At 68.4% G+C, this 13,281-nt stretch carries 17 protein-coding genes; 16 read left to right on the forward strand and 1 reads right to left on the reverse strand.

The annotated features are described in order from the left end of the window. The first annotated feature begins 4 nt into the window (after nt 1–4). From JL11_RS07380 to JL11_RS07390, 3 genes are read left to right on the forward strand one after another with little or no spacing between them, the layout of a single operon-like run. On the forward strand, nt 5–559 hold the full coding sequence (locus JL11_RS07380; protein ID WP_054765090.1) for a DUF1285 domain-containing protein: 555 nt from the start codon (nt 5–7) through the stop codon (nt 557–559). Continuing rightward, nucleotides 556–1,230 carry a CoA pyrophosphatase gene (locus JL11_RS07385; RefSeq protein WP_054765091.1) on the forward strand — a complete coding sequence of 225 codons (675 nt, stop codon included), beginning with the start codon at nt 556–558 and terminating at the stop codon, nt 1,228–1,230. The genes JL11_RS07380 and JL11_RS07385 overlap by 4 nt, the downstream gene beginning before the upstream one ends. Next, nucleotides 1,227–2,429, forward strand: a complete 1,203-nt coding sequence (locus JL11_RS07390) for a CCA tRNA nucleotidyltransferase (RefSeq protein WP_054765092.1) — start codon at nt 1,227–1,229, stop codon at nt 2,427–2,429. The genes JL11_RS07385 and JL11_RS07390 overlap by 4 nt, the downstream gene beginning before the upstream one ends. 9 nt (nt 2,430–2,438) lie before the next feature. Here the strand turns inward: JL11_RS07390 and JL11_RS07395 are convergent, their stop codons facing one another. Continuing rightward, on the reverse strand, nt 2,439–3,392 hold the full coding sequence (locus JL11_RS07395) for an endonuclease/exonuclease/phosphatase family protein (protein ID WP_054765093.1): 954 nt from the start codon (nt 3,390–3,392) through the stop codon (nt 2,439–2,441). Nucleotides 3,393–3,459: 67 nt separating this feature from the next. Between JL11_RS07395 and JL11_RS07400 the strand changes: the two genes are divergently transcribed. The 13 genes from JL11_RS07400 to JL11_RS07455 all read left to right on the forward strand — a co-directional run bounded on the left by JL11_RS07400 (nt 3,460) and on the right by JL11_RS07455 (nt 13,219). Beyond that, nucleotides 3,460–3,921 carry a DUF4112 domain-containing protein gene (locus JL11_RS07400; RefSeq protein WP_054765094.1) on the forward strand — a complete coding sequence of 154 codons (462 nt, stop codon included), beginning with the start codon at nt 3,460–3,462 and terminating at the stop codon, nt 3,919–3,921. Between the two features lie 145 nt (nt 3,922–4,066). Then, complete coding sequence (locus JL11_RS18140; RefSeq protein WP_054765095.1) at nt 4,067–5,548, forward strand: DUF2793 domain-containing protein; 1,482 nt, start codon at nt 4,067–4,069, stop codon at nt 5,546–5,548. Beyond that, complete coding sequence (locus tag JL11_RS17440; protein WP_156314167.1) at nt 5,545–5,700, forward strand: hypothetical protein; 156 nt, start codon at nt 5,545–5,547, stop codon at nt 5,698–5,700. Before JL11_RS18140 ends, JL11_RS17440 begins: the two co-directional genes overlap by 4 nt. Then, the gene (locus JL11_RS07410) at nt 5,697–5,984 is read left to right on the forward strand and encodes a hypothetical protein (RefSeq protein ID WP_054765096.1); all 288 of its coding nucleotides are present in this window, start codon (nt 5,697–5,699) and stop codon (nt 5,982–5,984) included. Before JL11_RS17440 ends, JL11_RS07410 begins: the two co-directional genes overlap by 4 nt. Further along, entirely contained in the window at nt 5,981–6,364 is a 384-nt protein-coding gene (locus tag JL11_RS07415; protein WP_054765097.1) for a M15 family metallopeptidase, read from the forward strand. Before JL11_RS07410 ends, JL11_RS07415 begins: the two co-directional genes overlap by 4 nt. Next, nucleotides 6,361–6,855 (forward strand): hypothetical protein, encoded by a 495-nt coding sequence (locus tag JL11_RS17665; protein WP_197273405.1) that lies wholly within the window; start codon nt 6,361–6,363, stop codon nt 6,853–6,855. The genes JL11_RS07415 and JL11_RS17665 overlap by 4 nt, the downstream gene beginning before the upstream one ends. 357 nt (nt 6,856–7,212) lie before the next feature. Then, nucleotides 7,213–8,025, forward strand: coding sequence for a flagellin (locus JL11_RS07425; protein ID WP_054765098.1), 813 nt, complete (start codon nt 7,213–7,215; stop codon nt 8,023–8,025). A 298-nt stretch (nt 8,026–8,323) separates the two neighbouring features. Continuing rightward, nucleotides 8,324–9,067: a flagellin gene (locus JL11_RS07430; protein WP_054765099.1), complete on the forward strand. Its 744-nt coding sequence runs from the start codon at nt 8,324–8,326 to the stop codon at nt 9,065–9,067. Nucleotides 9,068–9,177: 110 nt separating this feature from the next. After that, entirely contained in the window at nt 9,178–9,975 is a 798-nt protein-coding gene (locus JL11_RS07435; RefSeq protein WP_054765100.1) for a flagellin, read from the forward strand. A 113-nt stretch (nt 9,976–10,088) separates the two neighbouring features. Beyond that, nucleotides 10,089–10,907, forward strand: coding sequence for a flagellin (locus tag JL11_RS07440; protein ID WP_054765101.1), 819 nt, complete (start codon nt 10,089–10,091; stop codon nt 10,905–10,907). 112 nt (nt 10,908–11,019) lie between these two features. Then, complete coding sequence (locus tag JL11_RS07445; RefSeq protein WP_054765102.1) at nt 11,020–11,757, forward strand: flagellin; 738 nt, start codon at nt 11,020–11,022, stop codon at nt 11,755–11,757. 86 nt (nt 11,758–11,843) lie between these two features. Beyond that, nucleotides 11,844–12,167, forward strand: a complete 324-nt coding sequence (locus JL11_RS07450; RefSeq protein ID WP_078581569.1) for a flagellar protein FlaG — start codon at nt 11,844–11,846, stop codon at nt 12,165–12,167. A gap of 134 nt (nt 12,168–12,301) precedes the next feature. Next, nucleotides 12,302–13,219, forward strand: a complete 918-nt coding sequence (locus JL11_RS07455; RefSeq protein WP_054765103.1) for a flagellin — start codon at nt 12,302–12,304, stop codon at nt 13,217–13,219. The last annotated feature ends 62 nt before the right edge of the window (nt 13,220–13,281 follow it).

The following is a 13,281-nucleotide window of genomic DNA, read 5'->3' on the forward strand; positions in this document are numbered from 1 at the left end:
CGTCATGACAGAACCGGATGAAACGCCCAAAGGTCTGAACGCGGTCGCAGAGGCGGCGAAACAGGCGCCCGGCCGGGGACTGCCCCCGGTTCATCTGTGGAACCCGGCCCATTGCGGCGAGATCGACATCGTGATCCGCCGCGACGGCGTCTGGATGCACGAAGGATCGCCGATCGGGCGCGAGGCCCTGGTGCGGCTGTTCTCCACCGTTCTGCGTCTGGACCCGGACGGCTATCATCTGGTCACGCCGGTCGAGAAGATGAAGATCGAGGTCGAGGACCTGCCGTTTCGCGCCGTGGCGGTGCGGCGCGAGGGGGAGGACCTGATCTTCACCACCGACGTCGGCGACGAGGTGCGGGCCGGGGCTGATGATCCCCTGGTGGTGGACGAAGATCCCGAGACCGGCGAGCCGGCGCCGCGCGTGCATGTGCGCCGTGACCTGTGGGCGCGGATCACGCGGGCGGTCTTCTATGAATTGGTCGAGGCGGCCGAGGAGGCGGACGGGCGGCTGGTGGTCCGGTCCGGCGGGCAGGTGTTTCCTCTGGGAGCCGTGGCGTGAGTCTGGAGACCCTGAGGCGCAGACTTTCGGAGCGGCTTGCGCCGATCGGGGCCTGGCGGGCGGAGGCGGCGCCGGCGCGTTCCGATTTCGATCTCAATCCCCAGGCGGCGCGGCCTGTACGGGAGTTGAGGCCAGCCGCCGTCCTGATCCCGGTCGTGGCGCGACCCGAGGGGGCGACGGTCCTTTTGACCCGTCGGGCCGACACCCTGGCCCGGCACACCGGACAGATCGCCTTTCCGGGCGGTCGGCTGGACCCTGGTGAAACCGCCGTCCAGGCCGCCCTGCGCGAGGCCGACGAAGAGGTGGCGCTGAACCCCGCTGCGGTCGAGGTTCTGGGTTTGTCGGACGCCTATGAGACCGGCACGGGATTTCTGGTGACGCCGGTGATCGGATGGCTGGACCAGCCGCCCCTGACCCGGCCGTCGCCGGACGAGGTGGCGGAGGTGTTCGAGACGCCCTGGGACTTTCTGATGGACGCGGCCAATCACCGGCGGGACTTTTATGATCTGGAAGACGGTCTGCGGCGGTGGTTCTGGGCCATGCCCTGGCAGGAGCGCTACATCTGGGGCGTCACGGCCGGCATTCTGAAGGGACTTCACGCGCGTCTTTACGGCGACGATGTCGACCCGGAACGCGCGGCCGAGCGGGACGCCGCCGAGGTTGAGGCATGACGGCCTCGGTGCAAGGCCAGCCCTGGCTGGAGGCGACGGCCACCCGCGCCGTCATGGCGGCGCTGGAAGCGGCGGGCGGCGCCGACTGCGCCCGCTTCGTCGGGGGCTGCGTCCGCAACAGCCTGATGGGCCGTGCGGTGGACGACATCGACATCGCCACGCGGCTGACGCCCGAACAGACGATGGCGGCGCTGAAGGCGGCAGGGCTGAAGGCTGTGCCGACGGGTGTTGAGCACGGCACGGTCACGGCGGTTTCAGAGCGGGCGCCCTATGAGATCACCACCCTGCGCCGCGACGTGGAGACCGACGGCCGGCGCGCCGTGGTGGCCTTCACCCAGGATTGGGCGGAGGATGCCGCGCGGCGGGACTTCCGCCTCAACGCCCTCTACGCCGATGCGACCGGCGTGGTGTTCGATCCGACGGGCGGGGGGCTGGCGGACGCCGCCGAGGGGCGGATCGTCTTCGTCGGCGAGGCCGAAACGCGCATCCGCGAAGACTATCTGCGCATCCTCCGCTTCTTCCGGTTTCAAGCCTGGTATGGGCGGGGCGCGCCGGACGCGACGGGACTGGCCGCCTGCGCCGCTCTGAAAAGCGGCATGGCGCGGCTCTCGGCCGAGCGGGTGTCCAAGGAGCTGTTGAAACTGCTGGCGGCGCCGGACCCGGTCGCCAGCGTGCGCGCCATGGAGAGGACGGGCGTGCTGAGCCAGGTCTTGCCGGAGGTTCGACCCCTGGCGATGTTCGAGGCCCTGAGCCGACGCAGCGGCGATCCTGTCCTGCGGCTGTCGGCGCTTCTGCCCGTCGATGAGGCGGCGGTGCGGGGGATTGCGGAAGGCTTGCGACTGTCCAACGCCGTGCGCGACCGGCTGGCGGCCGCCGTCGCCGACGGGCCTGTGGTGAGGCCCGGCATGGGCGCGGCCGAGGCGCGGGCCGCCCTCTATCGGCTGGGGCGCCGCGCCTTTGAAGATCGGCTGGCGCGGGCGGAAGCGGCGGAAGGGGGCGACGGCGGTCCGCTGCGGCGGCTGGCCGAGGACTGGACGCCCCCCAGGCTGCCGGTCGGCGGCCGCGACCTGGCGCGGCTGGGGCTTCAGCCGGGACCGGACACGGGACGCATCCTCAAGGCGTTCGAGGACGGCTGGGTCGCCGACGATTTTCCGACGGACGGCCATGAGGCCCGTCTGAAGGCCCTGATCGGCGGCTGAACCCCGAAGTCAGGGCGTGGCGCGGGTGAACTCGGTCACGACCGGATAGTGGTCCGAGCCGGTCGGTTCGCCGATGCGGCGGCTGAGCAGGGCCAGGTCCGGCGAGCGATAGACCTGGTCGATGGCGATGCCCGCAAAGGCGGGCAGGGCGGTGGGCCAGGTGCCGGGAAAGCCGGGGGCGGGCAGGAGACCCATGTCCGTCTTGATCTGGCGGCCGATCCGGGCGCTGGAGACGCTGTTGAAGTCCCCGGCGGCGATGACCGGATGCGGCGGGGCGGCGCGTCTGCGCGCGTCCAGGGCCATGGCCTGGGTGATCTGACCCCACTGATACTGATAAGGCCACGGCCGGGTCAGGTGGACGCCGAAGACGTTGATCGGGCCCAGGGGCGTCTCGACCACGGCGCCCACGGCCGACAGGCCGTCGCGAGAGGCGGGCAGGCGGCGCAGGATCGGATAGCGGGACGCAACGACCGAAAGGGCCCGGCCGCCCGGGGCCTCCGCCGCCCCCATGACCGCGCGGTGCGGATAGCCGGCCAGGAGGTCGTCCAGATGATCCGACGCCGTATCGCCCACCTCGATCAGCACCAGAATGTCGGCGTCCGCCGCTGCGATCGACCGCTTCATGGCGGCGACGTCGGTGTTTTCCACCCAGAGGTTGGCGGAATACAGTCGAACGACGGACTGGCCGGGCGCGGCGCGGCCCTGGGACGGCGCCCACTGGGGCCAGACGGCGATCGCCAGCACCAGGACGGAGGCGAGGCCAAGGCCGGCGGCGGGCCAGAGGCGAAGGACCAGGCAGGCCAGGGTCACGCCGGACGCCGCCAGCAGGGCCGGCGCCGTGAACTGGGCCAGGATGTCCACCCAGCGGTGTCCAACGCCGCTGAGCGCCGCCGCGCCGACGGTCGCCAGGCCGAGCAAGACCAGACCGGCGGCGGCGTTGGCTGCGGTCTTCAGCAACGACATCCCTTATTGCCTTTCTCGATGAACGCTGTTGGCTGTGTCGCGTTGAGGCGCTGCGGTGGGGGGCGACATGGCCAGACGGTCGATCAAGGATATCGAGAAGATCTGGTCCAATGTCGAGGGCGTCAAGAAACTGTCGGACCGGGTCATCGGCATAGGTCCGGTCGGCTTCGGCATGGACGCCCTGCTGACCTGGGCGCCAGTGGTCGGCACGGCCTATACGGCGGGCACGGGCGCCTGGCTGCTGTTGCAGGGGATTCGGGCCAAGGCGGCGCCTGGGACGCTGGCCAGAATGGCGGCCTATATGGCGCTGGATACGGCGACGGGCACGGTCCCCATCGCCGGCGACCTGATCGACACCTTCTTCCCCGGCCAGCTGCTGGCGGCCAAGGCCCTGCAAAAGGACATCGAAACCAGCCACTGGGTCGAGGACTCCGAAGCCAACGCCCGGGCCAGCGGCGAGCATGAACGCCATCTGGAGACGGTCAGAAACCACAAGTCCCTGCGTCGTGTGGTCTATCTGCACGACTGAGCCCTATGGGCATGGGGGCTTGATCCCGCTGGGGGCGGGAAAAATGTTCAAGTGAAAACAATCTCGTAATCCGCACCTTCTCCGTCTGACGCGCCTGGGTTCGCGGCGGCGGCAGATTGGTCTCCGACGACAAACGGAGAGCGCGATGAGCGAAGATTTCACGGCGCGTCTGGGCCTGCCCTATCTGGCGGCGGGGCAGATGCAGAAGCATGTGACCCTGAACGCCGCCCTGAGCCGACTGGACGCTCTGGTGCAGACGGCGGTGATCAGCCGGTCGGTTTCGAACCAACCGGCCACGCCCGCGGACGGCGACCTCTACATCCTGCCGCAGGCGCCGGTCGGCCCGGCCTGGAGCGGGCGTCCGGCCGGCGCCCTGATGCGGTTCGAGGCGGGCGGCTGGGCCGAGGTCGCCGCGCCCGTGGGACTGATCGCCCTGGTTCTGGACGCGGGCGTGATCGTGGTCCGCAGCGCCGCCGGCTGGCGACCGCTGGGCGACTGTCTGGGCGAGGCCCAGGGCCTGTCGCGCCTGGGGGTGGGAACGACGGCGGACGCCGCAAACCCCCTTGCGATCAAGAGCAACGCCGCCCTGTTTACGGCGCGCGGCTCGGGCGAGGGCGGCGACGGCGATCTGCGCCTGACCCTGAACAAGGAGGCGGCGGGCGACGTGCTGTCGCTGCTGTTCCAGAGCGGATACGGCGGCCGGGCGGAACTGGGTCTGGTCGGCGACGAGGATCTGAGCCTGAAGGTCAGCGCCGACGGCGGCGGTTGGCGCCGCGCCTTCGCCGTGGATCGAGCGACGGGCAGGGTCGCCTTCGATCAAGGCGCCACCCGGCGCGAAACCAGCGTCTTCACTGCGGACGGCGTCTATGCCCCGCCGACCTGGGCGCGGTGGATCGAGGTCGTCTGCGTCGGCGGCGGCGGCGGGGGCGGATCGGGCATGGCGGGGCCTTCGGGAACGGCGCGGTTCGGCGGCGGCGGCGGCGGGGCGGGCGGCTTGAGCGAAGGACGCTGGGCGGTCGAGGATCTGGCGGGGACGCTGGTGCTGACGGTCGGGACCGGCGGAGCCGGCGGGGCCGCCGCTTCTGGGGCCGGGGCGGACGGCTCGGCCGGAGAAGGGACCGCCCTGGCGGAGGGTGGAACGATTCTGCTGGGCGCGAACGGCGGCGGCGGCGGCCGGGGCGGCGGTGCGGCCGCGGGCCTTGGCGGGATCGGCGGCCTGGGGCTGAGGAGAGGCGATCCCGGCGGCGACAGTTCGATCACGGCGACCGCCCAAGGCGGGGGCGAAACCCTATGTCCCGACGGCCCCGGCGGCGGCGGCGGCGGCGGGGGCCTGTCGACCGCCGATACGCCCCGCGCGGGGGGTCCGGGCGGGATCGGCGGCTGGACCGGCCGACAAAGTCCCGGCGGAGCGGCGGGCCAACCCGGTCAAACGCCCTCGACGCCCAATCTGGCCTGGGTCGGCGGCGGCGGCGGCGGGGGCGACGCCCAGGCTGGAGGTCCAGGCCGGGCGGGCGGCCCTGGCGGCGGGTTCGGCGGCGGGGGCGGGGGCGGCGGCGCGGGCCTCAGTCAGTCCGGCGCCGGGGGTGCAGGCGCGGGAGGCGTGATCCGCATCACGGCGATCGGATGAGCCGTTCGCCCGCTGCGCCTGAACCGATCGAGGTTTTGGACTCGGAAGCCTGGGATGCGCCGGAGGCGCTGAACGACTGGGACCGCCGCACGCACACCGGCTGGGACGGCCGACACTTCAGCGCGCCTTTTGATGAAGAGGATGACGAATGATCAGATGCAGACGGCCGGTTTCGGACCGGTCTTTCAGTCCGCCCCTGGCGGAGGCGCGCTGGCTGTGGCGCAGGCTCTACGCCTTCATGGTCAGCGCCGGCCTGTGGATCCTCCTGATGCGGACGGTGGGGCGAACGCCTCCCGAAATGCTGCCCAAGATGACGGACGGGCTGATGGGGCTGCTGGCCCTGATCCTGGTGCTCTATCTGGTCGCGCCGACGGCGCAGCAGTTGGCCGCCATGATCGCCACCGCCCGTCCTCGCCTGCCGGGAGGTCGGCCATGAGTTTCGGACTGTCCCAAAGCTCACGCCGACGGCTCTTGGGCGTGCATCCCGCCCTGGTCGCCGTGGTCGAGGCCGCCATCGCGCGGAGCCCGGTCGATTTCCTGGTCACGGAGGGCGTTCGGACGCCCGAAAGACAAGCGGCCCTGGTCGCCGCCGGCGCCAGCCGCACGCGACGCTCGCGCCATCTGACCGGCCACGCGGTCGATGTGGCGGCGCTGGTGGAGGGCCAGATCCGCTGGGACTGGCCGCTCTACGGCCGGATCGCGGCGGCCTTCAAGGCGGCGGCCCAGGAGCTTGAGACCCCGATCATCTGGGGCGGCGACTGGCGGACCCTGCGCGACGGGCCTCATTTCGAACTGGATCGCAGGGTCTTCCCATGACCCCGGACGCTCTGAGGAAGGGTCTGCGGGCCGGGGGCTGGATGGCCGCCGTCGGCGCGGCCCTGGTCTTGACGGCGGTCCTCTTGAACGGACTGGGGTTTCGCTGGGACCCGCTGAACCTCGAGCAGCGCCGGCGGGTTCGGGCCGAAGCCCGGGCGTCCGAGGCCGCAGCCTCGGCGAAGGCGGAGGGCGAGGCGCGCCGCCATGAGCAGGCGGGGACCGTCGAGCAACTCCGTCGATTGGAGCATTTCAAACAGCAGGAGATCGAGGCGGGGCGGGCGACCGCCGCCGCCGTCTCTGAGGCGAAAAGGGCCGATGATGCAAACACTGTTCTGGAAAGCCGCCGCGCCGATCGTCTGCGCGCTCATGACCGCGAGCTGTGCCGGCTCGCTCCGGACCTCGCCGGTTGCGCCCGCGCGTCTGATCCTGCCCGAGACGGCGAGCCGCCCCTGCGCCCTGGCGACCCTGCCGGCGGAGCCGACCCTGGCTGACCTTGAGGCCGCCTATATGTTGCGCGGCGCCCAGGTGGTGGCCTGTGACGGCGCTCGCCGGCTGGCGGTGGAGACGCTTCTGGCCGAGCGGGCGATGCAGGCGGCGGGACGGGCGTCCGTCCCGCCGCCTTAAGAAGGCATGGGGCAAAAACGACTCGGCAACTTCTGCCGCCGCACGACAGAAGTTGCCGAGTTTTCCGCCTTTCCATCAATAACAAGGCAGATAAATCAATGGCTTGATGAAATGGGCTCGGCTCACCGGCTTGGCCCCGCCCTTGCTCTAGGGAGGGCGGAGCAAAATGCTCCCGACGCTAAAACGGCGTCGCACATGCACAGAAGTGAAAGAGGGCAGCCAAAATGGCGAGCATCAACACCAATTACGGCGCGTCCATCGCGCTGCAGAACCTGAACAAGACCAACGCCCAGTTGGAAATGACGCAAAACCGCGTCAACACGGGCATGAAGGTCTCCAGCGCCAAAGACAGCGGCGCCATCTACGCCATCGCCACCGGACAGCGCGCCAACATGGGCGCAATGGAGTCCGTGCGCGCCTCCCTGCAGCGCGGCCAGTCGATCGTCGATGTGGCCCTGGCCGCCGGCGATACGGTGACGGCCGCCCTGGAGGAGATGAAGGGGCTGGCGGTCAGCATCGCCGGTTCCACCGGGGCGACCCAGACCTCCTATCTGACGGACTTCCGCGCCCTGGGCGCCGAAATCACCTCGGCCCTGGCCGGGGCGGGCTTCGACGGGGTCAACCTGTGGACGGGCGCGACGGCGACCAATCTGATCAAGGACGTCAGCGGCGGCACGACGGCGATCGGCTTCACGGTCGCAGGCGGCATGGCCGCCGACACGGCCATCACCACCATCACCAACCAAGCCATCGCCGCCGGCGCCGCGACGACGGGCGCGGTCGACGCCGCCATCGCAAAGGTGACGGAAGCCCTTTCGACCCTGGGCACCCAGTCCAAGTCGGTCGGTCGGCAAGTGACCTTCCTGAACAAGCTGCAGGACGCGACCGAGGCGGGCATCGGCAATCTGGTGGATGCGGATCTGGCCAAGGAAAGCGCGCGCCTGACCGCCCTGCAGACCAAGCAACAGCTGGGCGTGCAGGCGCTGTCGATCGCCAACTCCTCCAGCCAGACCCTGCTGAGCCTCTTCCGCAACTAGGTCGGCCCTGAAGGCTGGCCCTGAAGGCCGCGTCTGAGGGCCGACGCCGCCCCGTTCGAGGGGCGTTCGTCGGGTCCTTTTGGGGCTCGGGTCGGCAAGATGTGCCCAGTGAACGGCGGGGGTCGGCAAGTTCTGCCGGGCAAGAAGGAGGGTGAATCAATAGTAAACTAATGAAAACAGTGGCTTACCGTGACTTCTCGCCGTCGCCTCTGGCCCGGCAATTGCTTCTTACCCACTGAGCAAAAAGCTCCCTTCGCCAAAAGGGCGAAGGAATTCACGAAGTGAAAGGAACGCCAAAATGGCGAGCATCAATACGAACTACGGCGCGTCCATCGCGCTGCAGAACCTGAACAAGACCAACTCGGAGTTGGAGCGGACCCAAAACCGCATCAACACCGGCATGAAGGTCTCTTCGGCCAAGGACAGCGGGGCGATCTTCGCCATCGCCACGTCCCAACGCGCCAATGCGGCTTCGCAGGACGCGGTTCGCGCCGGCCTGCAACGGTCTCAGTCGATCACCGACGTGGCCCTGGCCGCCGGCGACACGATCACGGCCGCTCTGGAAGAAATGAAGAGCCTGGCCGTGTCCATCGCGGGCACGACGGCGGGTTCGGCCGCCGAAACCTCCTACCTGGCGGAATACAACGCCCTGGGTCTCGAAATCACCTCGGCGATTTCCGGCGCCTCGTTCGACGGCGTCAACAGCCTGACCACCCCCTTGGGCGTGGCCGGCGTGACCGACGTCAGCGGCGGCGGCAAGGCGCGCGCCGACGCCACGACCGCCAAGGTCGACACCGCCATCTCGACCGTGACCGCCGCCCTGTCGACCCTGGGCACCCAGTCCAAGTCGCTGGGTCGCCAGATCAGCTTCGTCAACAAGCTTCAGGACGCTCTTGAAGCCGGCGTGGGCAATCTGGTGGACGCCGACCTGGCCAAGGAAAGCGCCAAGCTGACCGCCCTGCAGACCAAGCAACAGCTGGGCGTGCAGGCGCTGTCGATCGCCAACTCCTCCAGCCAGACCCTGCTGAGCCTCTTCCGCTAAGGCCCGGAGGCCCGGTCGCCTCGGCGGCCGGGCCAAGGTCTTGAACCCCGAGCAAAACGCTCCCGTCGCCAAAACGGCGTCGGCCATCACGAAGTGAAAGGAACGCCAAAATGGCGAGTGTGAACACCAACTACGGCGCGTCCATCGCGCTGCAGAACCTGAACAAGACCAACTCAGAGTTGGAGCGGACCCAAAACCGCATCAACACCGGCATGAAGGTCTCTTCGGCCAAGGACAGCGGGGCGATCTTCGCCATCGCCACGTCTCAACGGGCGTCGGCCGCTTCGCAAGACGCGGTGAGGAGCTCGATCCAGCGCGGCCAATCCATCGTCGACGTGGCCCTGGCCGCCGGCGATACGATCACGGCCGCTCTGGAAGAGCAGAAGGCCCTGGCGGTCAGCATCGCCGGATCCACCGGCGCCGCCCAGACCTCCTACCTGGCCGAATACAACGCCCTGGGGACTGAAATCGCCAGCGCCCTGTCCGGGGCGACGTTTGACGGGGTCAATCTGTTCTCCGCCAACGCCGCCGCGATCACGGTGCAGACCGGGCCGTCGACCACCTATACGCTGAAGGCCATCGCCGGCGCCGCCACCTCGGTCGCCACGACGACGACGGCGACGTCTGGCGATGCGGCGACCCTGGGCGCGACGGTGGACGGGGCCATTACGGCCTTCACCGCCATCCTGTCCGACTTCGGCACCAAGTCCAAGTCGCTGGGTCGTCAGATCAGCTTCGTCAACAAGCTTCAGGACGCTCTTGAAGCCGGCGTGGGCAATCTGGTGGACGCCGACCTGGCCAAGGAAAGCGCCAAGCTGACCGCCCTGCAAACCAAGCAACAGCTGGGCGTGCAGGCGCTGTCGATCGCCAACTCCTCCAGCCAGACCCTGCTGAGCCTCTTCCGCTAAGGCCCGGAGGCCCGGTCGCCTCGGCAGCCGGGCCAAGGCTTTGAAACCCCGAGCAAAATGCTCCCGACGCCAAAACGGCGTCGGCCCTCACAAAGTGAAGAAGGAACGCCAAAATGGCGAGTGTGAACACCAACTACGGCGCGTCCATCGCGCTGCAGAACCTGAACAAGACCAACTCGGAGTTGGAGCGGACCCAAAACCGCATCAACACCGGCATGAAGGTCTCTTCGGCCAAGGACAGCGGGGCGATATTCGCCATCGCCACGTCCCAACGCGCCGCCGCCAGCGCTCAGGACTCAGTCCGCAGCTCGATCCAGCGCGGCCAATCCATCGTCGACGTGGCCCTGGCCGCCGGCGATACGATCACGGCCGCTCTGGAAGAGATGAAGGGCCTGGCCGTCAGCATCGCCGGTTCCACCGGCTCGGCCAAGACCTCCTATGAGAACGAGTTCGCGGCCCTGGGTCAGGAAATCAAGAGCGCGCTGGACGGCGCCAGCTTCGACGGGGTCAACCTGTTGAAGACGGCCTCAACCGGCGGCACTGCGGTCAACGTCCGTATCGGCACGGGCGCCACCGACACCAAGACCATCGGCATCACGACCGATCTCAGCGCCAATACGGACCTGGCCAAGTTCACGGCCGCGTCTCCGACGGTGGCTGACTTCACCTCGGCCAACGTCGATCTGGTGATGACGGCCGTGACGACGGCCCTGTCGACCCTGGGCACCCAGTCCAAGTCGCTGGGGCGCACCATCAGCTTCGTCAACAAGCTTCAGGACTCCCTTGAAGCCGGCGTGGGCAATCTGGTGGACGCCGACCTGGCCAAGGAAAGCGCGCGCCTGACCGCCCTGCAGACCAAGCAACAGCTGGGCGTGCAGGCGCTGTCGATCGCCAACTCCTCCAGCCAGACCGTGCTGAGCCTCTTCCGCTAAGACCCGGAGGCCCGGTCGCCTCGGCGGCAGGGCCAAGGTCTTGAACCCCGAGCAAAACGCTCCCGTCGCCAAAACGGCGTCGGCCATCACGAAGTGAAGAAGGAACGCCAAAATGGCGAGCATCAATACGAACTACGGCGCTTCGATCGCGCTGCAAAACCTGAACAAGACCAACTCGGAGCTGGAGCGGACCCAAAACCGCATCAACACCGGCATGAAGGTCTCGTCGGCCAAGGACAGCGGGGCGATCTATTCGATCGCCACGTCGCAACGGGCCGCCGCCGCTTCGCAAGACGCGGTCCGCGCCGGTCTGCAACGCACCCAATCGATCACCGACGTGGCCCTGGCCGCCGGCGATACGATCACGGCCGCTCTGGAAGAAATGAAGGGGCTGGCGGTCAGCATCGCCGGATCCACCGGCGCGGCCCAGACCTCCTACCTGGCCGAATACAACGCCCTGGGTACGGAAATCGCTTCGGCGATCACCGGCGCCTCCTTTGACGGCGTCAACAGCCTGACGGCGCTCGGCTCGAACGCGGCGATCACCGCCGTGAACACCGGCAGCATCACCGCCGCCAACGCCACGACCGCCAACGTCGACGCCGCCATTGCGGCGACGACCTCGACCCTGTCGACCCTGGGCACCCAGTCCAAGTCGCTGGGCCGTCAGATCAGCTTCGTCAACAAGCTTCAGGACGCTCTTGAAGCCGGCGTGGGCAATCTGGTGGACGCCGACCTGGCCAAGGAAAGCGCCAAGTTGACCGCCCTGCAGACCAAGCAACAGCTGGGCGTGCAGGCGCTGTCGATCGCCAACTCGTCGAGCCAGACCCTGCTCGGCCTGTTCCGTTAAGGCGAGCGGCCGGGGCGGTTTCGCGACCGCCCCGGCCATCGTCCTCGTTTCATCAAGGAGACGCGGAGTGATCCGCGCAAGGAGCCATGACGGAGAATGTCGCCAGAATAAGCAGCGCTCTTGCACCCGTCGCACCCGCCAAGGCGGCTGAAGCCCCCTTGGAGGTGAAGCCCGTGAACGCCTCGGCCCCCGCGCCGACCGCGGATGAAGCGCCCCAGACGCCCAACAGTCTTGCAGACGCCGGACGCTATCGTCTGACGATCGAGGCGGTCGGTCGTCACCGCTTTGTCTACAAGGTTCTGGATCGGGTGACGGGGGAGGTGATCCGCCAACTGCCCCGCGAGGAGGTCGAGAAGCTGATCAGCGATCCGACCTATCGCGGAGGCCGGGTGGTCGACACCGCCGTCTGAGCCGGCGGGAGAGCCTGAATTTTTTAACGCCGCCGGCCCGCCGGACGGCGCAATCATGGTTTCCGGGGCGTTAACCATCCGCTCACGACTCATGATTAATACTGGCAGGAACAGAAAGTCCGGGGCTTGAAGCCATGACCAGCAGTATCCACACCAACACCTCGGCGATGATCGCCCTGCAGAACCTGAATCGCACCAGCGAGAACCTGGCGTCGACGCAGAGCCGGGTGAATACGGGACTGAAGGTGCAGGGCGCCAAGGACAATGCTGCGGTGTGGGCTGTGGCCCAGGGCCAGCGGGCGGACCGAGGGTCGCTGGAGGCGGTCACCACCAGCCTGAACCGCGCCACCTCGATCGCCGACGTCTCCCTGGCCGCCGGGGAGCAGATTTCGGACATCCTCCTGGAGCTGAAGCAGAAGGCCACTGCGGCTGCCGACCCCAGCGCCACGGCGGCGACGCGCGCCTCCTACGATCAGGAATTCCAGTCGCTGCTGAAGTCGATCCAGTCGTTCGCCGACAACGCCATCTTCGACGGCGCCAATATTCTGGACGGCTCGGCGACGGCGGATCTGAACTTTCTCGCCAGCGCCGACGGCAATGAGACGATCGCCTTGAAGCGTCAGAACCTCGGCCTGGTGGGCTTGGGTCTGGCGGCCAACTCCTTCGATTCCGATCCCGCCACCGCCGGCGTTCAGGCCTGGACCAACAACGCCGCCACGCCGGAAGACGAAACCCTGCTGAATGCCGCGCCCGACCTGCTGACCCAGGAAAAGGCCAAGTTCGCCCTTCAGCGTATCGATGCGGCCATCACCGTCGCCGGCTCGCGCCTGTCGGAACTGGGCGCCCAGGCCAAACAGATCGAACGCCACACCACCTATGTCGGCAAGCTGTCGGATTCGCTGGAGGCGGGCATCGGCAATCTGGTGGACGCCGACCTGGCCAAGGAAAGCGCGCGGCTTCAAGCCCTGCAGGTCCAGCAGCAGCTGGGGGTTCAGGCCCTGGCGATCGCCAACCAGGCGCCGCAGATGATCCTGTCGCTGTTCAAGGGCTGATAGGGCGACTTAACAGCTCGTTATCGCTTGCGTCGTAGGCTGCCCCTGAGCGGAGCCGCGCT

It is taken from the genome of Brevundimonas sp. DS20 (assembly GCF_001310255.1).
GTDB classification, from domain to species: domain Bacteria; phylum Pseudomonadota; class Alphaproteobacteria; order Caulobacterales; family Caulobacteraceae; genus Brevundimonas; species Brevundimonas aurantiaca.